This window comes from Ammoniphilus soli (assembly GCF_040813775.1).
In genome coordinates, this window is sequence record NZ_JBEGDL010000017.1 from 1 (window position 1) to 22,496 (window position 22,496).

Annotated in this window: 25 protein-coding genes; 5 read left to right on the plus strand and 20 right to left on the minus strand. The window is 39.2% G+C overall.

Annotated features, from left to right (window positions below; translation table 11 throughout):
• Positions 1-131 precede the first annotated feature (131 nt).
• From ABLT31_RS25095 to ABLT31_RS25125, 7 genes are all read right to left on the minus strand, one after another.
• On the minus strand, positions 132-296 hold the full coding sequence (locus ABLT31_RS25095; RefSeq protein WP_367756948.1) for a tryptophan RNA-binding attenuation protein: 165 nt from the start codon (positions 294-296) through the stop codon (positions 132-134).
• A 154-nt stretch (positions 297-450) separates the two neighbouring features.
• On the minus strand, positions 451-972 hold the full coding sequence (locus ABLT31_RS25100; RefSeq protein WP_367756950.1) for a hypothetical protein: 522 nt from the start codon (positions 970-972) through the stop codon (positions 451-453).
• Between the two features lie 169 nt (positions 973-1,141).
• A complete protein-coding gene (locus ABLT31_RS25105) occupies positions 1,142-1,696 on the minus strand; it encodes a hypothetical protein (RefSeq protein WP_367756952.1) in 555 nt (184 codons plus the stop codon).
• A 105-nt stretch (positions 1,697-1,801) separates the two neighbouring features.
• Entirely contained in the window at positions 1,802-2,161 is a 360-nt protein-coding gene (locus tag ABLT31_RS25110) for a hypothetical protein (RefSeq protein ID WP_367756954.1), read from the minus strand.
• 152 nt (positions 2,162-2,313) lie between these two features.
• A complete protein-coding gene (locus tag ABLT31_RS25115) occupies positions 2,314-2,778 on the minus strand; it encodes a hypothetical protein (RefSeq protein WP_367756956.1) in 465 nt (154 codons plus the stop codon).
• Positions 2,779-2,947: 169 nt separating this feature from the next.
• Positions 2,948-3,340, minus strand: coding sequence for an MFS transporter (locus tag ABLT31_RS25120; RefSeq protein WP_367756958.1), 393 nt, complete (start codon positions 3,338-3,340; stop codon positions 2,948-2,950).
• Between the two features lie 325 nt (positions 3,341-3,665).
• Entirely contained in the window at positions 3,666-5,027 is a 1,362-nt protein-coding gene (locus tag ABLT31_RS25125; protein ID WP_367756960.1) for an MFS transporter, read from the minus strand.
• A 286-nt stretch (positions 5,028-5,313) separates the two neighbouring features.
• Here ABLT31_RS25125 and ABLT31_RS25130 point away from each other — a divergent pair, with 286 nt between their 5' ends.
• From ABLT31_RS25130 to ABLT31_RS25140, 3 genes are read left to right on the plus strand one after another with little or no spacing between them, the layout of a single operon-like run.
• Positions 5,314-6,258, plus strand: coding sequence for a fumarylacetoacetate hydrolase family protein (locus ABLT31_RS25130; protein WP_367756962.1), 945 nt, complete (start codon positions 5,314-5,316; stop codon positions 6,256-6,258).
• Between the two features lie 2 nt (positions 6,259-6,260).
• Positions 6,261-6,758: a DinB family protein gene (locus tag ABLT31_RS25135; protein WP_367756964.1), complete on the plus strand. Its 498-nt coding sequence runs from the start codon at positions 6,261-6,263 to the stop codon at positions 6,756-6,758.
• 17 nt (positions 6,759-6,775) lie between these two features.
• The gene (locus ABLT31_RS25140) at positions 6,776-7,894 is read left to right on the plus strand and encodes a cupin domain-containing protein (RefSeq protein ID WP_367756966.1); all 1,119 of its coding nucleotides are present in this window, start codon (positions 6,776-6,778) and stop codon (positions 7,892-7,894) included.
• 64 nt (positions 7,895-7,958) lie between these two features.
• Here the strand turns inward: ABLT31_RS25140 and ABLT31_RS25145 are convergent, their stop codons facing one another.
• From ABLT31_RS25145 to ABLT31_RS25165, 5 genes are all read right to left on the minus strand, one after another.
• Positions 7,959-8,756, minus strand: coding sequence for an IclR family transcriptional regulator (locus ABLT31_RS25145; protein ID WP_367756968.1), 798 nt, complete (start codon positions 8,754-8,756; stop codon positions 7,959-7,961).
• Between the two features lie 155 nt (positions 8,757-8,911).
• Positions 8,912-9,202 (minus strand): hypothetical protein, encoded by a 291-nt coding sequence (locus ABLT31_RS25150; RefSeq protein WP_367756970.1) that lies wholly within the window; start codon positions 9,200-9,202, stop codon positions 8,912-8,914.
• Between the two features lie 26 nt (positions 9,203-9,228).
• Positions 9,229-9,627 (minus strand): riboflavin kinase, encoded by a 399-nt coding sequence (locus tag ABLT31_RS25155; RefSeq protein WP_367756972.1) that lies wholly within the window; start codon positions 9,625-9,627, stop codon positions 9,229-9,231.
• A gap of 10 nt (positions 9,628-9,637) precedes the next feature.
• Positions 9,638-10,597 (minus strand): 3,4-dihydroxy-2-butanone-4-phosphate synthase, encoded by a 960-nt coding sequence (locus ABLT31_RS25160; protein ID WP_367756974.1) that lies wholly within the window; start codon positions 10,595-10,597, stop codon positions 9,638-9,640.
• An 80-nt stretch (positions 10,598-10,677) separates the two neighbouring features.
• Positions 10,678-11,751 (minus strand): LLM class flavin-dependent oxidoreductase, encoded by a 1,074-nt coding sequence (locus ABLT31_RS25165; RefSeq protein WP_367756976.1) that lies wholly within the window; start codon positions 11,749-11,751, stop codon positions 10,678-10,680.
• 327 nt (positions 11,752-12,078) lie between these two features.
• Here ABLT31_RS25165 and ABLT31_RS25170 point away from each other — a divergent pair, with 327 nt between their 5' ends.
• The gene (locus tag ABLT31_RS25170; RefSeq protein ID WP_367756978.1) at positions 12,079-12,531 is read left to right on the plus strand and encodes a PNPOx family protein; all 453 of its coding nucleotides are present in this window, start codon (positions 12,079-12,081) and stop codon (positions 12,529-12,531) included.
• 175 nt (positions 12,532-12,706) lie between these two features.
• On the opposite strand, the gene ABLT31_RS25175 is transcribed toward ABLT31_RS25170, so the two are convergent.
• The 7 genes from ABLT31_RS25175 to ABLT31_RS25205 form a co-directional block, all read right to left on the minus strand.
• Positions 12,707-12,991 (minus strand): hypothetical protein, encoded by a 285-nt coding sequence (locus tag ABLT31_RS25175; protein ID WP_367756980.1) that lies wholly within the window; start codon positions 12,989-12,991, stop codon positions 12,707-12,709.
• A 147-nt stretch (positions 12,992-13,138) separates the two neighbouring features.
• Positions 13,139-13,846, minus strand: a complete 708-nt coding sequence (locus tag ABLT31_RS25180) for a DNA alkylation repair protein (protein ID WP_367756982.1) — start codon at positions 13,844-13,846, stop codon at positions 13,139-13,141.
• A 139-nt stretch (positions 13,847-13,985) separates the two neighbouring features.
• Positions 13,986-14,828: a tyrosine-type recombinase/integrase gene (locus ABLT31_RS25185; protein WP_367756984.1), complete on the minus strand. Its 843-nt coding sequence runs from the start codon at positions 14,826-14,828 to the stop codon at positions 13,986-13,988.
• Between the two features lie 636 nt (positions 14,829-15,464).
• Positions 15,465-16,955 carry a tripartite tricarboxylate transporter permease gene (locus ABLT31_RS25190; protein ID WP_367756986.1) on the minus strand — a complete coding sequence of 497 codons (1,491 nt, stop codon included), beginning with the start codon at positions 16,953-16,955 and terminating at the stop codon, positions 15,465-15,467.
• 31 nt (positions 16,956-16,986) lie between these two features.
• Entirely contained in the window at positions 16,987-17,388 is a 402-nt protein-coding gene (locus tag ABLT31_RS25195; protein ID WP_367757133.1) for a tripartite tricarboxylate transporter TctB family protein, read from the minus strand.
• Positions 17,389-17,502: 114 nt separating this feature from the next.
• The gene (locus tag ABLT31_RS25200) at positions 17,503-18,522 is read right to left on the minus strand and encodes a Bug family tripartite tricarboxylate transporter substrate binding protein (protein WP_367756988.1); all 1,020 of its coding nucleotides are present in this window, start codon (positions 18,520-18,522) and stop codon (positions 17,503-17,505) included.
• Complete coding sequence (locus ABLT31_RS25205; RefSeq protein WP_367756990.1) at positions 18,519-19,400, minus strand: prolyl oligopeptidase family serine peptidase; 882 nt, start codon at positions 19,398-19,400, stop codon at positions 18,519-18,521. The genes ABLT31_RS25200 and ABLT31_RS25205 overlap by 4 nt, the downstream gene beginning before the upstream one ends.
• A gap of 285 nt (positions 19,401-19,685) precedes the next feature.
• On the opposite strand from ABLT31_RS25205, the gene ABLT31_RS25210 reads away from it, so the two are divergent.
• Entirely contained in the window at positions 19,686-20,669 is a 984-nt protein-coding gene (locus tag ABLT31_RS25210; RefSeq protein WP_367756992.1) for a LysR family transcriptional regulator, read from the plus strand.
• A 322-nt stretch (positions 20,670-20,991) separates the two neighbouring features.
• On the opposite strand, the gene ABLT31_RS25215 is transcribed toward ABLT31_RS25210, so the two are convergent.
• Positions 20,992-22,407 carry a Na+/H+ antiporter NhaC family protein gene (locus ABLT31_RS25215; RefSeq protein ID WP_367756994.1) on the minus strand — a complete coding sequence of 472 codons (1,416 nt, stop codon included), beginning with the start codon at positions 22,405-22,407 and terminating at the stop codon, positions 20,992-20,994.
• Between the last annotated feature and the right edge of the window lie 89 nt (positions 22,408-22,496).

Genomic DNA, 22,496 nt, shown 5'->3' on the forward strand with positions numbered 1-22,496 from the left:
ACTGTCTGTCTGCTAGTGTTTCCGGCCGTCGGCACACACGGGACTTGAACCCGATTAGTAAGATGCGCTGCCAAGCGCACAAAAAAAGACCTCTTGATGAGGTCTGCACAGAGTGTTGATTTATGAATTTTTCATTTTTCTAAATACCTCTTAAAAAAGTCTAACAATGTTTGACCTAAAGCAGTAGCAATATATCCTTTACCATCGCATTTGGGACAAGCTTCTTCGCTTATCTTGCCTTTCCCATTACATTCCCAACACTGCTGTTCCAAATCGTCCATTGCAATGATACTCATTATAGATCTACACCTCAGTTAATGTTTTTCTTAATATATCATAAATTTTACACCATCGTTTTCTCACTATCCTTCTCTTTAGAGCAATAAAAAAGCAGGGAAGAGATGCCCATCTCGTTCTCCGCTATCGAGTCCCGTTAGCACAATAACCATTTTATCTAATTACTATTTCGGCAGGAGTGAAGGCTTCCCACTCGTTGTATTTCGTTGTAATTTCGGTTATATACCAGTGGGGTGTAATTCGATTTGGATTCTTTTCCACTGTAATAACCTTTTGTCCTTTTTTATCCCATTTCCAATTAGAGGTTAACAAATCGTATTCGATTGTATATTTTACCTTGTTATCGCTAATCTTTTCTTCTTTAATGATACGGACATTATCAACCCATGGACTTGATTGACCCGTACCCCAAGATCTTTTCTCAAATTGATATCTTGTTTTTTGTTTTAAATTTGGTGATAGCGTTGCGTATTGAACAGCACCACTACGATTTTTAACGCCTAGAATCCATAGTTCAACAGCTTGTTTTGGTGTCTCGGCTTCTAATCCAGATAGAAATGAATCAACCATTGACGCTTGTTCGCGCTTCGGGGGAGTTTCTGGTGCAGCATAAACATCACTTACTGAAAACAGACATAAAGTGAGAAGTAAGAGGCAAATAATGATCCTGAACATTGTTAACCCTCCGATTTATTTTTCTCTGGAGGATATTCTTCCCGTAATCATATAATACGAATCGTTTCTTACGTTAAACTACGCATTAGGGCTGCATCCAAGTGCTGCCGGATGCAGCCCGATTTTTCGAACTATCGATCTCCGTTAGCAACAAGACCTACTTCTTTACCTACTTCTTTATATACTCCATCAAATGCATTCCGTTAATTTCAACTTCTAATTCCTTTGAATTTTTGAAGTCATCTTTATGAATGAAGATCGCTACTTCATTATCTTTAATGCCTTTACCTTCCATTAATCTCTGACCGTTTTCATCATTAACCTTGATATCTACATCCGATGAGATAACTCTTGAAACATTTTCTTCCGTTTTAAACTCATATGGACTTAAAAATTTCCCTTTCATTGAATCAATGTTACTTTTTAATTTAATAATTACAAGTACGTCCTTTTCCCTAACATACAATTTATTTAATATTACATCTGTATCTTCAAGCTTTCTAATAAATTGATTGACTTCTATTTCTCTTTCTTCTTCCAAAGGGAAGTCCTTAGTCTGAATTGTGAAATCTATACTATCTTTGTACTCTTCTGGTGTGACAATAAATGATTTATTCCCTTGAAATTTTGTAATTTCACTGTCTTGGTCATTTGTACAAGCTGATATAAAAAGCGTTAGAAATAACAAGCAAATTATTGAAAAAGATTGTTTTTTTATGCACATCTCAATTCCACCTCTCCTCTCGTTGTATTTTACCATATATCCCCTAATACCTTGGATAAAGTAAAGGTTTATACACGTTTATTGAGCTATCCTCCTGCCCGATACTTAAACAAAAAAAGCGGAGGAGAAGTACCTCCTTCGCTCTCCATATTCATATTCATCTAATAACCATTCTTTTTCAGAGGGTAATCGTCCGAATGATATTCTATTGGGCAAATCCTTATCTTTAAATTTCTCATAGAGACTTCCTATATCGTCTGTTACATTTTCTCTTGTCATAATCATGCCACCGATTGTTGATTGAATTGTTTTTAGGTCTTTTTCGTCCAGTTGGGATAACTCGGTCAAAGAGAATTCTATTTGTTTGCCAAAATACTTTTCGAGTGCAATAGATAGGGAATCTTTATCCTTATCAGATAACCGTTCAAATTCAGTAATCACTTCTTTTGCTTTCTCAAACTGCATTAGAATATCCTCCCTGATTACGACTAAATTTACCTAAATTTTAACACAAACATACCACTGAATATGAGTTTATTTAATTTCACTAACCTGCCCAATAGCGGAATGACTAATAAAGGCTGCCGAAGCAGCCTTTATGGAGCTAACGATCCCCGTTAGTAATTATGTACCTCATTAGTTTTCCAGTTCACTAGCTTTGTTTCTCCATTCACCTCGTCAATGTGAATTGACCAATGACCTTGCATTTCTTGATCTTTAAAGCCTAGTCTGAATTGGAAAGCTTCCGCCTCAGGGAATAAAAGCTTCACTTTTTCAAAAACTTCTCTTGCTTGATCGCTTGTGACTTCGTTGAATCCTTTTACATTGAATCCGATTGTAACCACGCGCGTTAATCCTTTGTGTTCCTCGTTATCGCTAATCCCTTTAACAAGGTTCATACTTCCTTCCACTTCTAAACCAACAGTAGAAACGATAGCAGAAATTTCATCCGCATACTCGTTTAACTCTATGAAGTTTTTTCCAGCTTCCGCATGTTTGGGGTCATCGTTTCCACCAAAGTAAGCAAATCCACCAAAAGCCAAAATTCCAACAGCTAATGTGGTTATCATTATTTTCTTCAATTTCTAACACCTCCTTATATATTGACGCTTCGCTTGCAAGAAGGTTGTATTTTTTCCAGTCCTTAACAATTTTTTTACGATTACTTACCTGTATAAAATCATTCAACAATCAAAAATGAATCCACTATTCTCCCCAATACTTCAATAAGACCCAATTGTATGGACAACATTAAGTGCTGCTGGAGCAAAAGTGGAAGCGCAAATCCTTGAAGAGAGCTCTAAGTATAATAATCATATAAACACTTTCAGTAAAACTAATAGCCAACGTAACGATGGATAATGCGCCTAACCCGTATACAATAACCTGCCATCTTCCCCATCGATCCGATAAAGGTCCAAAAGCAAGAAAGCCAATGGAGTAAAATAACGTAAAGGAACTTGTAGCCCAACTCAGGGTTACTTTGGAGACTTGAAACTGGACAGCGAGATCTTCTATGATGGGTATCATAGTATACACATTACAGACAACAATAAATCCACAAAAAGAAAGAGCCAATCTTACTAAAAAAAAGTTAAATTGAAGTCCAGTACTCGGCCTATCTTCTTGAACTTTTAATACCATTCATTATCCTCTTCCCATTTCTCTATATATTGCATTTATCCACACTGTTCCACCAGATCTTTGATCATTTGGTTGGGTCTTTCCGTGTGGAACCGTATTCAATTGGTTTGTCCGTTAACGTAAAATATCATATTTTCATCTGTGATCTCTTCTGGAGGTTCACAATTAGTAAATAATATTTATTTATTATTTACGATATTTACTTTAGCAAACGCCTTCCCTTTTTGTAAATAGTGATATTACAGATCTTACAAAAAAATCAATTTGATCCAAATAATAAAACCGCAGATCTCCTAAAAAGCAGATTTGCGGTTTATATGCCAATCTAGTTAGCTAATGAATCGATGTTAGAACCATTTTTTTCAGTAGGATCTTCAACCATTGTTAGAGCAGCATATTTTTCCTGAACAAACCCAATTGTAATGGCGGCCAGAATTCCTGGAATCGCAAACGCAAGGAAATTCAGATGTAAGGGTAAATTCAAGGTAAGCAAAACGCCACCCATCATTGGACCTATAATGGCACCCGTCCGCCCTACTCCCAAGGCCCATCCGATCCCGGTTGAACGCATTTCGGTCGGATAATATTGAGAGACATACGCATTGGCAATAATCTGTGTCCCGATCGTCGCACCTCCCGCAATGGCAACGAGCACATATAGAATCAAAGTATTGGCCTTAAAACCCAATAAGGTTAAGGATACCCCAGCCATAATGTAAAATAGGATCAACACTTTCTTAGCATTCCAGTGATCTGCTGCCCAGCCTCCGAATACAGCCCCAAAAATAGCCCCTAAATTTAACACCAATAGGAACATGAGGCTTGATCCCAGAGGATATCCGGCTTGGGCCATTAATTTGGGCAACCATGTATTTAATCCATAAACCATTAACAAACACATAAAGAAGGAAATCCAGAACATGACCGTACTTAAAGCGCGACCTTTTTCAAATAGCTTTACAACCGCAATCCCTGCTTTTTTAGGAAGCACAATTTCATAATGATCATTTTTCTGAGGTCTATATGCCGGGTCAATTGTAGCCAGCAGTTGCCCCATTTTCTCCTGTTGGTTTCTCACCAAAAGAAAACCCGGGGAATCCGGTAACCATTTGTACATGAGCGGCAAGCTAAGTAGTGGCAAGGCGCCCACAAAAAAGACAGACTGCCATCCAAATCGAGGGATCAGCACAATGCCAAGTCCGGCAGAAAGCATTCCCCCTACGGAATAGCCGCTAAACATGATCGAAACTAAGGTACTCTTCATTTTTCTTGGGGAGTACTCTGTCATTAATGCCACCGTGTTTGGCATAACTCCGCCTAACCCCAGTCCCGCCAAGAAACGATAGATTCCAAATTCAGTAGGCCCTTGAGCCATTCCGATGAGTGCGGTAAACACGCTGAAAATCGCAACACATGCCATAATGACATTTTTGCGCCCCAGCTTGTCTGCCAATGGACCAAAAATGAGTGCGCCCAGCATCATCCCAAATAAGGCATAGCTTCCAAGAGTACCTGCCTGAATCGGTGTTAAGGACCACTCTTTCATCAATACAGGTACGACCGAGCCATATACAACTAAATCAAAGCCGTCAAAGACAATAATAAATGCACACCAAAATAGTACCATTGCATGAAAGCGGTTAAATTTTGATTCATCAATTACTTGGTTAACGTTGATAGAGCGCATACGTATCCCCCTTATCCCCTTGAGACTAGAACAAAACCCGATAAATGAACCCAGCTAAATTATTGTCTCTCTACTTCACCTCTTCATATTATTCACAATTAATAAACATCATTTATCAATTGTTTGTATTGTTAATATACCGAACTGAACTTTTTTTGTAAATAGTTTCTTTTCTAAAGATTTAATTAAAATTAGCTATTTACAGCTCACAATATAATTGGTATATTTTCATTGTAAACAATAAATAAATTATATTTATCAATAGTGAACAAAGGAGAGAATTTAAATGCATTTAGTAACCTATCTTCATGCTGGTGAAAGTCGAATCGGGGCCGTAGTAGATCAACAAGTGGTTGATTTAAACTACGCTTACCGTGCTTTATTGGACTCCAAGGGTTCGCTGCGTGCGAAACCTATTTCGGATGCTTTTATTCCAACTAATATGGTGGAGTTTCTCCAAGGTGGAGATGAAAGCCTTTCCTACGCTAAGGAAGCTATCGAATTTGTGTTAAATTCTTCAAATACTTTTTCATATCCTATCTTCCATGCATGTTTAGATGTGAAATTACAAGCGCCGCTTTTAAATCCTGGAAAAATGATCTGTGTAGGCCATAACTATCGGGAACATATTTTGGAAATGGGAAGAGAATTGCCTACCATTCCGGTTGTATTTGCAAAGTTCAGCAATACGATACTCGGACCTCAAGACGATATTCCTTTTTTCCCTATTTCTGATCAACTGGACTACGAGGCAGAATTTGCGTTTGTAATCGGAAAAAGAGCAAGAAATGTATCTAAAGAGCAGGCTCTGGATTATGTGGCAGGCTATACGATCGTAAATGATGTAACCTATCGTGATCTTCAACGGAGAACCATTGAATGGCTTCAAGGAAAAACGGTAGAAGGAACGGCACCGATGGGTCCGTGGTTAGTAACCACAGATGAAATCACGAATCCTTCTGGTTTAGAAGTGGTCTTAACGGTAAATGGAGAAGAACGTCAACGTTCCAATACGGAGAATCTTGTTTTCACCGTTCCCTATTTAGTAGAGTTTCTATCCACTCTGATGACGCTTGAACCAGGCGATATCATTTTGACAGGAACACCAGGCGGTGTAGGGGTGGCGCGCAATCCTCAAGTATTCCTGAAGGATGGGGATGTCGTCCGCATAGAAATCGACCGGATTGGTGCACTGGAAAACAAAGTAAGAAAAAACAATGAGGGGATTTAATTATGAACAACATTCAAGAGGCTATTCAATCGATCCATCAGACGACAGATCAGATCATTGAAGCTGTACAACCACTCGAGGCGAATCTGATTGAATGGAAACCAGCTGACGAGGTGTGGTCGATCATGGAGGTCCTTTGCCATGTGGAGGAAGCCACACCCTATTGGTTAAACGAGATTAAGCAAGTGGCGAAAACACCAGGAGTCGAATGGGGACGCGGGTTGCAGCATGAGGGAAGGCTAGCAGCCGTAGCGAGTGCCCCTCATCGATCATTGGACGCGGTACTAGAGGGGATTCGGAATTCAAAAGAAATGGTACAGAACGTGTTAGGCTCATTAGAAGAACAAGATCTCACCACAGAGTCTCCCAGTCGGAATCCACGCTTCGGAACAAAACCATTAATCTTTATAATAGAACATTTACTGGTGGAGCACCTAGATAAGCATTTAAAGCAAATTGAGAGAAATATTCATCAATATAGTATGAAACAAACGTCTTAGAGGGGGAGTGAAAAGAAATGGCTGAAAAAAACGATTATTTTTTGAGTAAAGAGGTTCAGGATTTTAATCGGGAGATCCAAAAGTATCACTTAGGTCCCCTATGGAATGCTATCCCTGATTTAATGCACATGCAGCCTACCCCTCAGGCCGTTCCTTATCTATGGAAATGGGAAACCTTATCCAAAAAGCTGATGGAAGCCACGGAAATTTTCACACCGGACCGCGGTGGGGAAAGACGTGCGATATATTTGCAAAATCCTGGGTTAACCGATAGAAAGCCTTGGGGTTGGGCCTCCACGACACAGACCCTTTATGCTGCCGTTCAGTTAATTTTACCGGGTGAGACTGCCCCATCACACCGACATACCCAGAGTGCTCTTCGTTTTATTAACCAAGGACACGGTGCCTATACGATCGTCCAAGGTGAAAGGATCTATATGGAGGAAGGGGATTTTCTGACTACCCCTAAAGGGCTGTGGCATGGGCACGCCCACCCTGGAAAAGAACCAATGATTTGGATGGATTGTTTAGATATCCCGACGATCTACGCCATTGGAGGTACCTTTTTTGAGCCCTACCCGGAAAGGATTGAACAGCCGACTGTTCCGGACAATTTCGGAGCCCAGCGGTATACTGGCGGCATGGTACGACCGATTTCAGATCGACAACCTAAAGTTGCACCCCTTGGAGCTTTCAAATGGTCGCAGACTCTAGCAGCGCTTGAAGGATTAAGCAAATTGGAGCCAGATCCTTATGATGGATATGCGGTAGAGTATATCAACCCGTCTAATGGAAAAACAGCGAATCCTAGCATTGCTTCCTGGATGCAAAAATTGCCCAGCGGCTTCCGCTCCAAGTCTCACCGCCATACCCATGCAACGATTTACCACGTCCATAAAGGATCTGGTTATTCAATCATTGACGGTGTAAGGTTTGACTGGTCACAGGGAGATTATTTTGTTGTTCCGAATTGGGCTTGGCATGAACATCATGTATCAACTGCCGGTGATGCTTATTTGTTCTCTTGCAGTGACCTTCCCATTATGGAAAAATTCGAGGTGCAAAGAGAAGAAGTATTTGAATTGAATCAGGGACACCAACCCATACTCAGTGAATTTGTTCCGCTTCTCCCATAGTAATAGCAAAACCGCTTTCCATTTTTTAGGGAAGCGGTTTTATCCTTGCCTGAACATTGCCATTCTAAACCGGCTTTAGAAGAGACTTGGTACTTTCCCCGTTCCACCCAAGAGCCTTCGATAATTCCTGGGACTTCTCCTGGAGCATTTTAATGTCTTGGGAATCTTCCGTCGTGTCTAACATCCCAATCAAGCCTACAATCGTAAGGGCAGCTGTTAGGTCACCATTTTGATTCCATATCGGACAGCTGATCGCAGCAACGCCTGGCAATAGTCGGCCATTCGTCACAGCATAGCCACGTTTTCTGATACTCACCATCTCATCACTTATCCACTCTTTGTTTTCACGTGCAGATAGAGTTGTTTCTTCATTCATCAAGCCTTCGATCCGATCTTCAGGAAGATACGAAGCAAATATCATTCCGGTAGCACTCCCTGTCAAACTAAGTTGACTGCCAACTTTAATTCCAACATTAATGGGCCGATTGCTCTCTTCCCAACGAATAAAGAAAGGGCCTTTTTCTCCCCAAACGGCTAAGCCGACAGACTGGTTTAGCTTTTCCTTCAGTTCGATTAAATAAGGGGCAGCAACCTCCTTTACATTAATCTGCTCAGAAGCCTTAAGGCCCAGTAAATACAAGTCCGTACCCAGGGTATACCTTAGGTCCTCACTCTTATTCAAGAAACCCACTCGGATGAAACTCGTTAAATAACGATGCAGTTTACTTTTAGACATATCACATAAATTTGCTATTTCCGTAATATTTAAAGGTCGACCTGCTCGAGCAATTCTCTTTAATATATCAATGCCTAATTCTACCGATTGGATCCCGTTCCCCTTTTGATCATCATTGCCTGTCATACCTTTACACCCTCTATTAGTTTTTTCTACATGAATCTTATCACTGATTGGGTTATTATCCAAGTCACTAGTGAATATAAAAAACCTCCATTTCCAGACCGTAGAAATGGAGCTTCAATATATACCTTTGGCTTTGGAATTCAGATTTTTTGTCATCATGAAGTTAAAGACAAATACTTTTGATTCATCATAAATTCATTTAATTTAGGAACAAGTCCGCCGTGACCAAACCGAAGCTTACCGCTTTTCAGGGCTTCTTTTCGTGATAACTCAAGAAAATGTATGATGGTTTTTCTCCTCTCTAAAATATCCACATACCCCTTGTCATAGAACCAGGACTCAATGGTATTATAAATTCCCTTATTTATCCCGTACTGATTTTCGCAAAACGTTATAAACAATAAGTCCGGAAAATGAATCACGTGATCTTCCTTATTGGCTTTCATAGTCAAGCACCCTACCTTTTCTTTCATTATAATGCCATTTTATACCTATGGAATTCAAACTTCTCTTTCGTATAGTGAACATCTTGCTTGATTTGACTTACCAAATGGTCTATACCGGAAAAGGCTGTCTCTTCTCTAATGAAGAAACAGACCTCAACATGAAGGAGTTGATTATAAATGTCTTGGTTGAAATTGAATATATGAACTTCAAAACTAGTATGAAAACCATCATCAAATGTTGGTCTATTCCCGATATTCATAATACCATCGTACCATTTGCCATCTGTTAAGACCCTTACTCCATAGACCCCATGAGGAAGTGAACAGGTTGCTTGAATAGGCTCTATATTTGCGGTTGGAAAACCGATTGTCCTTCCTAACTGTCTACCCTTCACTACATTTCCTCTTAAAAGATTAGATATCATATTTCCACTCCTATACCAAAACGGTTTCTACGCTATCCTTACTCCATAATTCCTCAACCATTTTCTCTAATTGATTCTTAATTAGCATGAATTGGTTTTCTTTAACTGGAGACTGGGGGTGAATGTGGTGATGGATCAAACAAGAACTAAGATTATGAGATATTTTCTGAAGAACATCAGCAAAATGTTCCTTGCACGAGCACATGTGGGAGACTCCCAATACATCCCCCCATTTGCAGGTTTCATAATAGATGAAAGGTTTAGCAACGAGAGCATTGCGATTCAAGAAGACCGTAAAACTAGAGGAGAACAATCGGTTTTCAAATTCATATACCTGAATCGTTTGATTGGAGAGCATTTGTTCCGAGTGGCCAATTCGTTTTAACCAGTTGATATTTTCATACTTCATGTCCACTAATTCACTTAATAATATGATTCTTACATCATGAAGTTTAGCTATTTGGTTAACTTCTTCAAGGTTAGCCACTTCCCCGTATGCAGTCAAAATCTCACACATATATCCAGCAGAGTTGCCCGATATTAACTTAGATAACTCCATTACTCCTTCTACAATCCCTATTTTTTCGAGCAAACCGTTAGTTTCACCTACTAAGGGAAACATGTGGCCAGGCTTCCTAAAATCAGCGGCTCTTGTACTTTCCTCGGTGAATGCTTTAATGGTATCCGCTCGCTCAAAGGCTGAAATTCCTGTTGTATTGGTTTTAAAGTCAACTGAAATGGTGAAATTTTGATGCATTTCCTGATGTTGATCGTTAGTCATGGGGAGTAACTCTAAATGTTTAGCCTGTTCTTTAGTGATACATACATAGACTAACCCTTTGCCTTCTTTAATCATGAAGTTTACGGCTTCGGCAGTAACATCCTTGGCTGCTCCTATGAAATAACCTGTATTCGTATGGATATCATCAAAAATGACCATCAGCTTACCCGGAGATATAGAGCCAATCATACTTGAACACCTCATCAATCATCAAAGTTAGCAGGTTTGGGAATCCGTTTAAAGATTCCCAAACCCGTTGCAATCCAACTTTACCCCTGTAAAGATACCTCTTTCTTAAAGTGAGGCATAACGCGAGTAGCAAAGCGTTCCATGGCTACAATTGTTTCTTTGTGCGAAAGACCACCAAAATCAAAATATAGGATAATTTCATCAAGACCTGCGGCTTCGCAGCGCTTTAAGGCTTCCGTTACGTATTCCGCATCGCCTACGATAATGCTCTTATCACTAAGGTCATCTGTCTTCATGTTCTTCAGCTTTTCAACGATATCAACAAAATAGCGAATATGAGGCGGGGCTGTCGTTGGATCGGATGGGAAGGCAGGAACCAAACCAGTAAAATAACGCAGCATTCTTTGTTTTGTTTTTTCTGTTTCTTCTGGGCTGTCTGTCACATTAATGAAATAGGAGCAGGATGCTTTCTTCCCTTTAAATCCAGCCTTATTAGATAACTGATTAAAATGGGAGACAGCGCCTTCAAGACTTCCAAAAACCATATTGGCAGCAAACGGAGCAAAGATAATATGTTCACCCATTTCGGCAGCCTTTTGAATGGATGGTTCACTGAATGCGGCTACATAAATAGGCGGATGCGGATCCTGTACTGGACGCGGAGTTAACTCAATCTCAGGGAATTGATAAAATTTCCCTTCGTAGGAGAACGCTTTTTCGGTCCAAGCTTTCTTGACAATATCGAGTCCTTCGAAGAAGATCTCGCGACTCTGATTAAAGTCAGCACCAAACACATCGTATTCCCGCTTGTCATAGCCACGGCCGGCGGAAAAAATCGCTCTTCCATTACTCAACAAATCCAATAAGGCATATTCCTCGGCAATGCGAACAGGGTGGCTAGCTGGAAGTAAAACGGTTGCAGGAGCGAGTTTGATTTTTTTCGTCTTTGCTGCAACATGCGATAAAAACATAGAAGGTGAAGGAAGAACCCCCAGAACGCTGAAATGATGCTCTGGAACCCAAACAGAATCATATCCTAATTCCTCAGCGTAAACAGACTGCTCGACCAAATCTAAAATCATTTGGTTTGGATCTTTTCGGTTCGGTGCGTATTCAATGGGATTGTCGGTTAGAGTAAAATATCCTATTTTCATTTATAATTCCCTCCAATAATTTTGTTCACAATCAGTAAATATTATTTATCGATTGTTTATATTGATAATATAGCAAGTAAAAATCATTTTGTAAATGCAAATCTTCAAAATTTTTATATGGTGGAATTACTGGAAGAATCCCTTCCTATATATCCCCCTTCACTGATGGGCATGTGCACATTGTTTTAGGGATCATTCATATTTACATGGTTAAAGCTTTCTGGTATATTAATATTACTAATTAGTAAATATCATTTATTAATAGTGAATACTTATGAAGACTTGTTGTCCTAATTTTTAATCTATTCATTTTCTTAGGGGGTTTATATGAAATCCACAGGAGTTACTTTATCTCAAGAAGTCGTTGGGCAATTACAAGGGGAAAAACTGTTATTCATAATCAGCAGCAATACCAGTGGGGAAACTTATACAACAGCTATATCCTGGTTGGCAGCGGTAAATGAGAGTCTAATCCGATTCGCCATTTCGCCCAAATCTCCACTTCTTGCAAACATCAAGGAACTTCCAGAAGTTGAAATCATCGTCATCATTCCAGGGAATGTCTTATCAGTAAGGGGTACAGCTAAAGTTAATGAGGAACTCATCACCGATTTGCCTTTCCCTATGAGCTGTGTAGAAGTGGAAGTTAGTCGTGTTGATGACATCATGTTTTACGGTGGTTTAGTTACAGAGGAGCCTCGTTACGAAAAAACCTATCCTGCTGATCTATCGAAGAAGTTAGATACCGCAATCTATAGATCGTTACGAGAGCCCATTTAATAAAGGAATACTTCGAGGATGATCAAAAACACTCTTCGGTACTCTTACCTATATTAGCGCCCATGACAAGGCGAAAACTGAAACAAGCACCCTTCCTATTAGGGTGCTTGTTAATAATATTTTTCCTTTCCTTGCCTCATCTTCCAATTCCAAAGGGTTGCTAACTCGGCTCAAGTTATGTCAGTCTCCACTTTAAGTTTCTAGGCTGTGAAGGTTCCGTGTCTTCATAACCTTTTGCTATTTTTATCGCTGTTTCTTTATCAAATTTAGGTTCAACGGTTGGGGTATCTAAGCATATAACAACTTGCTCCAATTGCCATTTGTGTTTGAAAGGTGTAGAATTTTCACTATTTGAACATCCTGCAAAGGTGGTAATCTCAAACCAAAAGAAATTTACTAACGATGCAATACCACCGAATATTATCCCTAGAGTTGCGAAGATAATTAAATTTTTTTTCATTTACGCCCCCCCCCTCCTCATATTACCCATCTTTTACCTTACCATAAGATTCCTTATTCTTGAACTATCCTGTCCGTTAGTTCAGTAACTTCAACAAAAAAGAGCGTCAATCCTTCTTGGATTAACACCTCGATGCGAAGCTAATTTTTAACATCTTACATATTTACGTTTGAAACCAATCCTCCCCCTATCAATTTCTTTTTGAATACTTTCGTAAGCGTTTAGGAAACTGCTTTTTTTCTTGTCCCGTTTGACTTCTACTGTACCTACTTCCTTAGCGGTCTCAACTGCCTTTTCATGTAGCGGCAAATATGAAATCCCTACAGTGTATAGAAAATTATTCATAGCGGATTTCGTTCGTTCTGGCGAATCATGAATCGTATTTTTCACAATATCAAGCATATTGGAAATCTTACTTTCGGAAAATTCATTGTCTAGGCGATTCCCTAAAAGCCAGCAGTAGCAACTCCAGCCTGCTGACATTCTCAGCTCGTCACCTCTTGCAATCCATTTATCAGCAATGTCTTGTGCAATATCTGACTCTGATAAAGTTACTGCCACCACAAAATCGGACAGCATATAAAAATACGCTCCATCCATCCATCGATTAAAATCCGACTCAGTCATGGCTTTTGGGTCTGCAATAATGCCTGCAAAGTACATTGCATCATAGTTACCTGTGGCATAAAGTTCTTCAGCTAAACGTTGATTTATTTTTATTTTCTTTACGATTGGTTTCATAGCACCTGTAGCTACGCCAAAAAGCGGCTCGTGCGCACCATTGGAAATGTAAATTTTCTTAATTCGTTCCTTGCCGAGGGCTTCAAGCTCCTGCATAACTGTTTCGAACTCCATTTTTTGCACTCCCTTCCTTAATATTAATACCCATTTAATTGTAACCAACTAGTTTATATACTTTATCAAGTCTTCTATACTTCCTAATTTTACAATTATATGATTCAAGTATTCTGACCTATCGAGAGTCTCTAAGCTCTTAAAAAAATCGTTTATATAGTTCTCTTCTGCGCTCTCCACGTAACTGGGCATATATTTGGGTTGTTGATGCCTTTTCATGTCCTAACATCCCCTGAATAAAATCTAATGGAGCGCCGTTATCAAGCAACTGGCAAGCGTAGGTGTGTCGAAAGCGATGAGGATAAACATTAACAGGAATCCGGCCACGGGCTGCAATCAATTTAACAGCGTAACGGAGGGTCGGGATCGTCATCCTACGAATCGGGTTACGCCCGGTTACAAATAATGCCTCACAATTATCTTCCCGGCTATCTAGATACTTTCTAAGCCATACTTTGCATTCTGTCGTAAAATAAACCTCACGTTGTTTAGAACCCTTCCCATTAACAATAGCAGACCCATTTTCCCAATTGATATCCTCTATGTTTAATCGATGAACCTCTCCCACACGACAACCAGTGGAGTACAAGAATTGTAACAGTGCATGATCTCGGAGGGACTGACACGATATTTTAAGATGAATCACATCTTCTTCGATAAGAAATTTTGGGATTCTCTTATCTGACTTTGGTTCCTTTAATTTGAGGGTTGGATTACGGGGTACATAGCCTTCTTCGAAAGCATACCGAAAAAGGGATCTGATGAATCGAATACGATGACCTAAACTACTGGGCTTGAGACGTTCGGACTGTTTAGCCAAATATTCTTTTAGTAATGGCAAGGTAACGTCTTCTAGTTTCAGATCACCTATTTCACGTGTGAGGACATTCAATTGAAGAGAATAAGCCTTCAATGTGTGAGGACTAAACCCCAGAATCCGTTTATCAGCCTTATATAAATTCCACAATTCACTTAGATACAAGACGAACCCCTCCCAAGGATTTTTCTTCTTGAATCCAGCATTACTGGAATGAGAGGGGGTTAATCATTTTATGTTATTCAGGTAGCGAAACCCGTCTTTAGTTGAACAACTACTCCAAATTAAGTTTTCTCTTGGTTTCCCTCTTACTCTTATGCTCCAAGCTTTTTCCTTGGAAGAGATCATTTATGAATCAGAGTGTTTTTACTTTAAGGACAGGACACGCAAGTCGTTTTTTAAACCCTTCACCTTTCGCAATTTCCATGCCAATTAAGTGCACCTTTATTTTATAGCAATTTGAAGATACAGACTGTTCCGGAATGGAACAGCTGCTCTCCTTTCTAAATGGAACAAGTTCTATTAATTCATTCTAGAGATAAAAATAAGAATTATAGTAGTATAGAAGAGAGCCCCGCCTTGGAAACGAAGCTTTTATCCCGGTAGTTTTGCAAATATGATATACAGTAGGAATTCTGGATACCTCTTAATGAGTTTTTGTCAATTATATTGTTCTGTTTGTCATTGTAATTGAAATACAAGTTTTAGTTCCCCTAAAATCGACTGATCTAAAGAAACACTTACACTGAGTGGAAATTTCACTTCCACAATAATCGATCTCCTTGCGGGATCAATAATTTTTTATAGATGATCCTTTACATCACTAGAACCAGCAGCTCTCTCATTCCATGTTCGACGAATAGAAAACCCAATAACAATTAAGATTAGGATAATTAAGACAATACTATAGATGCTAGTGTAAAAAACACTGTAATCCCCTTGAGATAACATCAATGAGCGGCGGAAATATTCCTCCGACATCGGACCAAATATTAATGCCAATACAAACACAGCAGGTGCGAAATCCAGTTTTATTAACACGAAAGTAATAATTCCAGCTATAAGAACAATCCATAGATCAAATTCGTTCCCATGAGCAGCATACGCACCAATTAAGGAGATAAAAAGGATACCGGGAGCAAGCCTATAGTTGGGTATCATTAACATTCTGGCCATTATCGAAGTCGTATATCTTCCAAAAAAATAAGACAAAATAGTAGCTCCTAGGAAACCCCAAAAGATCGCGGCAATTAAATCAAAATTGGTTTCAAAGATCCTTGGTCCCGGTTGGATCCCATGAATTAAAAATGCGCTTAATACAATGGCCATTGTAGCTGAACCGGGGATCCCGAGACTTAGTAGAGGAACAAGCGCCCCACCAACAGCTGCGTTGTTAGCGGCATCCGGTGCTACAATTCCACCTGGTTCACCCTTCCCAAAGTTCTCTGGATTTTTTGAACTTCTTTTGGCATCCATATAAGCGAACCAGGAAGCTGCACTTGCTCCCAAACCCGGAAGAATTCCTATAAAGGTACCTATGACTGAGCTTCTCACTATATATTTTTTTACGTCGGTGAACTCTTTCCAAGTAATGCCTGTCTTTAAATTTTTTATATCCGTAACATACTTCTTATTCAAATCTGTTGAAACCATATTCAGCACTTCAGCAATGGCAAACATACCTATCAATAAAGCTATGGCACTAAGACCATCCATTAGATGTATACTTCCAAAGGTAAATCGGCTTTGTCCAGTTAAAGTATCTAACCCAATCGTGCTCACCAACAATCCTAACAGAATGGAAATAATGCTCTTCGGAAGATCTTTTGTACCTAAACTACCGACACATAACAAGGCCAATACCGAGATTAAAAACATTTCAGGATCGGAGAAGCCCATCGCAAAGCTAGAAATTGGCTTGGCCAGGAACATTAAAGCAAGAACACCAACTACTCCTCCAACTAAGGACCCCGTCATGGAGTAACCCAATGCTTTTCCAGGGAACCCTTGTTTAGCCATCGTATTTCCGTCCATAATAGTTGGTACTGCAGCCGGAGTACCTGGAACTCCCATGAGAATGGCTGTAACAGAATTTCCATACTCCGAAGCCTGATACACGGTTACAAGCAATAAAATAGCTGCCACGGGTGACAAAGAGAAGGTTACAGGAACAAGAAGAGCAATCGCTATTGCTGCACCCAATCCAGGTATAGCACCCACTACAAGCCCTACTAAAACACCAAAAATAATAACAAATAAGTTTTCTAACGTAAATAATAGGGATAAAAGCAAAGAATTCCACGCTGTACCTCCTTCTAGAATACTACAATGATATCTTCAATAATTGATCAAACACTAGATAAACAAAAAAAGTCAGGATTAGGGAGAAAGCTAAAGATCCCCCCACTTTTTTAAAAGAGTGTTGTGCTGGGTTGTAAACATATGCCAAAATGGATATAAACAGGACGGAAACAATATAAAATAGGCCAATATATATCCAAGCCAAAATGAACAGGAATATAAAACCAATGGTATATCCTATATACCGAAGGTTTGGTAAATCAATATGTTGGTCACTTTGTCTTCTGGTCTTAATGATACTGATCAAACAAGAAATGACCAGCAGAACGCTAAGGATTTGCGGAAACGTCTCCGGACCCACATATTGTGATAAGGAAGAGGAAAAATTCAAAGAAGCCGTAAAAAATAATATTGCTATACCCATGATAACTATCAAAGATATATAGGTCGCTGTCTTGTAACTCAACTTTTTCACCTCACTACATTCATTCTTTGTGATGAACGGGTTGGCTTTCACCAACCCTTCTCTGGAGATCCATTACTTTTTGCTTTCTAATTTTCCAAACATTTCTTTTCCTAATTCATAGGATTTACTAAAAATCTCCTCAAATTCCTTATCGGTTTTAAAATATTGTTCTTCACCCGTTGTTTCTAGATATTTTATCCATTCCGGGTCTTCGTTCACTTGTTTTACAATCTGATTAAATTGATCGATTACTTCTTGAGGAGTACCCGGTTTAACTCCAAACCCCCTGTATGTGAAATCGTTGGTTTTTACGATCCCTAATTCGCTAAAAAGAGGAACATCAGGGTATTTTTCCATTCGCTTGTCTCCTCCAATGGCTAGAAAGCGCATGGATCCTTCATCCACCATGGCATAAGCACCTGAGACATTGGCAACGCCGGCATCACCATTTCCGCTTATTAAAGCTTTAGTTGCTTCACCAGCATTTTTGTAGGGAATATACTGCCCTTCAATTCCCAATTCATCCATAATAGCTAATGCTGTTAAATGATTATTATTAAAGGTACCAGCTGAAATCATCTGCGCCTTTCCTGGATTTTCAAGTCCGTATTTCTTAAAGTCTTCAAATGTTTTGAAAGGACCATTTGCTGAAGCAAACACAGATGATCTGCCTGAAACTAAAGAGGTGATGGGCTTAATATCTTCCATTGTGTTTGGAATATCACCATGTGCAATGGCGTATGGTTCCGATTGAGTAATGCCGAGAATGGTATGGCCATCGGCCTCACGATTCTTCATTTCATTAATTGCCAACGCACTTGCGCTACCTGCTTTATTTTCCACAATAATCGGTTCATCTACATATTTTTCAGCTATCCTTGCAAAAGTTCTATAAAATGTATCTCCTCCTCCCCCTGCTGCATACGGAATGACAATGCTAATTCTCTTGCTTGGATAATCTACTGTCTTTTGATCTCCGGAACCTTGTGATATGGTTTCCGTTCCATTTGATTCCTGTTTGCCAGTACTACATCCTGTAAGCAATCCAAACACTAACACAATCGAACTGAATAGAACACCCGTTTTCCTCATTTCACAATCTCCTTCTTCTCATTAGTTAAAAGATTAAGACCAAGATGCCTATTAAAAAATTCAAAGACAATAGAGAGTGCATCTGTTCTAGTAGAAAATTGGAGAAAGCTATGTTCTCCACCTTCAACTACAAAGTACTCAACCTCTTTATCCTTTTCTTTTAAAGCTTGATACAGCAGTTCACTTTGTAATAATGGAACCACTTTATCGGAATCGCCATGCATAATCAAAAATGGAGGGGTATGTTCATCAATATGTGTAATTGGATTTGCATTCTTCGCTTTTTCTAATTCTTCAGTAACCGGTCCGCCTATAAATAAAGAGGAATAAGAATCTGAACGGGTATCCGGCATTTTTAGCATATCAATGACACCATACCAATTTACTACAGCTTTCACCTCACTGGAAACATTCAAATATTCTCCTTTTCCTTCAAATTCAGGGTTTCTATTCGTTGTTCCTAATAATGAAGCTAAATTTCCGCCCGCGGAATTGCCCCAAACACCAATATTATCGGGATCGATATTATATTGATTTGCATGAGCCCGAAAATAACGAACGGCTGCCTTTACATCATAAAGCTGACTAGGAAATTTTGCTTCATTGCTTGTTCTGTACTCAATGCTGGCAATAGCAAATCCCTTTTGAGCAAACGAAATCAGTTGCGGCAGATATTTTGACTTAAACATGTTTACAAATCCGCCGCCTTTAATGAAAATGATTAAGGGAGTACTCCTATCCGTTTTAGGCTGCAGAAAATCAAATTTTAGTTGTTTGTTCCCAGGCAATGGACTATTATTTTCAAACTGCCGAAAAACAATATTAGTATAAAGCTCTACGAAATAATTTGACGGTATATTTTGTTTTAACTTGTACATTTCTCCACCCTTTAAGTTCTTGATTATTAACCCATACATAAGTGATAAATTTCGATAACAAAGTTTCATATCAAACAAAAGAAAAACTCTAATGAAATACATTCCCTAATACCGTCATTTAATTCCCGTTTACTCCCCCATTCACATAGAATATTTTAAATTTACAATATGTTAACGCTTTATTTCTTGTATTAGTTATACCATAGGCTATACTATATATGATAATATTGATATCACAATAAATAGTATAGGTTTTTATCTATATCTCTTGAAGGAGCTGATGCAATGAATTTCCGCCACTTAAAATACATCCTCGCGGTCGCTGAAGAAAAAAGTTTTTCGAAGGCGGCTGAAAAATTATTTATTGCACAGCCATCGTTGAGTCAATTTATCAAAAAGGTAGAAAGTGATTTGCAAGTCAATATTTTCGATCGTTCAAAAAATCCAATTGTATTAACAAAAGAAGGAAAAATTTTTGTTGAAAGTGCAATGAAAATACTGGCCATCTATGAGGAAACAAAACAAGAAATACAGAATTTATCCAATGGTACATTAAACAGGATTACTATAGGCTCCACTTTTACATTGAGTAACATTCTTTTGCCAGATCTCTTAAATGATTTTAAAGAGGCTGCACCACCTATTGAGGTTACCCCAATTGAGTCATTTTCTAAAGAACTTGAGGAACTAATGGAAAAAGAACAAATTGATTTTTCCATTGTATCCGTCTCCTCTAATAACTACAATTTGCATTACGAGCCCATAGTTTCTGAACCATTTATTTTTGCAATTCCTCGAAATCACTCTCTTATAGAAAATGAAGATGTATCTTTTCTAGCAAAAAACATCCGGATAGCCAGACTTAATGATCTTCCGCTAATATTGCCTAAAAGTGGGGGAATGCGCACTGTATTAGACCGCTACTTTACAAAGAACAATATCGAACCAAACATTGTTATGGAAAGTCAAAGTTTAGACACCATTCTTTCCCTTGTAAGCGCTGGCTTAGGAATAAGTATTGTCCCTAAAATGTTAATCGGCAGTGTAGGAAAGTGGAAATCCTTTAAAATTGACTATGCCTTTTTTAAAGACAACCCGCCTACTATTACATTAGGTATTGTTTATAAGAAAAATATAACATTGTCTCCGTTAGTTGAAAGATCCATTCAGATTACTAAAAGGAATTTACTGAAGAAATTTGCTGTGATTGAGAAAGAAAGTTATTATACGAATTCGGTATCCCACACTGAAGGAATGGACAACCCGTGAATGGAGAATACACTTATCTGCTATATGCCTTATTCCGCGTTCCTGCCCAATACTTCAATAACAAAAAAGAGCAGCGATGGCACACTGCTCTTCTTCAACTATCGATTTCTGTTAGCAGAACAACAAAAAAGATGCCGAAGCAACCTTGTCAGGTAACATCTCCATCCTTAATATTTGAAAGTTATCGCATTAATACTTCTGTAAAAATGGTCATTGTAGCCACTTCCTTACTCTAGCCTAAATTTAGTGTTTTCTTCTATCGGCCTTTCGCCGGCTAGATTAAGGGAACCGGATACTGATTAACTTTTTTCATCCGATAGGCTTATAACCATAACCCTACGAGAATATAAGCTGCTATGGAGATGGCTGCACCAATCAAAGATATTTTAAGCTTATATTTTGCATATTCAATGATGGACATTTCCATGATCGATGCCGTGGTAATCGTAGTATCACCTATTGGCGATGCAAATGCACCAAAGGTCCCGCTGGCAAATACGGCGCCAACCGTCATGGGAATACTTGCCCCCGTTGCTGCTGCCAAAGCCACTCCCAATGGCATGAATAATCCCCAAGTTCCCCAGGAGGTGCCGATAAAGTATGAAACAAGTGAGCCCAGAGTAAACACAATAGCAGGAACCGTAAAACCAGGCAAAAAAGTGCCTAACGTCGAAGAAACAAACTGTGAAAAACCCAGATCCTCAGCGGCCAAGGAAAGTGACCATACAAGGATTAGAAGCAAAATGGCCGTCATCAGTTGATTGCCTCCATCAAAAAAATGAAACATGATTTCCGGCAATTTTTCTTTCCGCAAAAGGTAAAATAGAAAGGTGAACAAGAGAGTGATAAAGATGGCCAACAACATCACAAAGGTGGCATCCGCTACTGCAAAGGCTTCTAATAATGTTTCTCCCCCTCTCCTTTGTCCATCTTCCCACAATAAAAACAACGTAAGCGATAAAAGCAAAATTAAGGGAACGATGAGGTTCCAAGGCTTAGCATCTACTAAGGAGAGCTCTTTCTTGATGCCGGACCGGTGCAGCTCATTTCCCTCTCCGTTCTTAGATTCGCCGGCTGATTCCTGTTTCACCGTTGATGTGGAACGAAAGGTTGTGAAAAGGCCAATAATAAGCATGATAATAGCATAAAAATTAAAGACGATGCTGAATAGAAAAACCTGGTAAGCGGAACCGGAAATGGCATTTTGCTGCATAGCTCCACTGACAACAGAGACCATGAAACCGACAAACGCGGTAGCAACCGGGAGCATGACGATGATGGGTTCTGTTGAGACATCCAGAGCATAGCCCACCCTCATCTTGCTCATATTGATACGCTCAGACAATGACTTCAGAACGGGTCCAATCATCATGATCCGAAACATCGGAGTCATGAAGGTAAATGGAATGGTAAGCCAAATCAGCAGCACCACCCCTCGTTCAGAACGTACCTTTGAGCCAATCCATTGGGAAAATCCCTTTATTCCCCCGGATATCTGCATTGCGCCAATAAGTCCCCCAAAAAGATAGAGAAACGAAATGATTTTGATATTATCCGAGTTGGCCATGGTCTGAATGATATATTGTATAGATTTTTTTAGACCTCCTATTATGGTTGGATCTAAACTGAATGATCCGATGAGCAGCCCTATAATCAAACCAGGCATAATTTCCTTCAACCATATGGCGATGGGAATAACAACTAAAAAAGGTAACACAGAAAGCCAGGAATATTCCATGATGTACTCCTCCTTTATTCGTGTTACCAGCTTGACCAATTTTCCGTCTCACTAAAATCCAATCACCATTACAGACGTAAATGAAAACA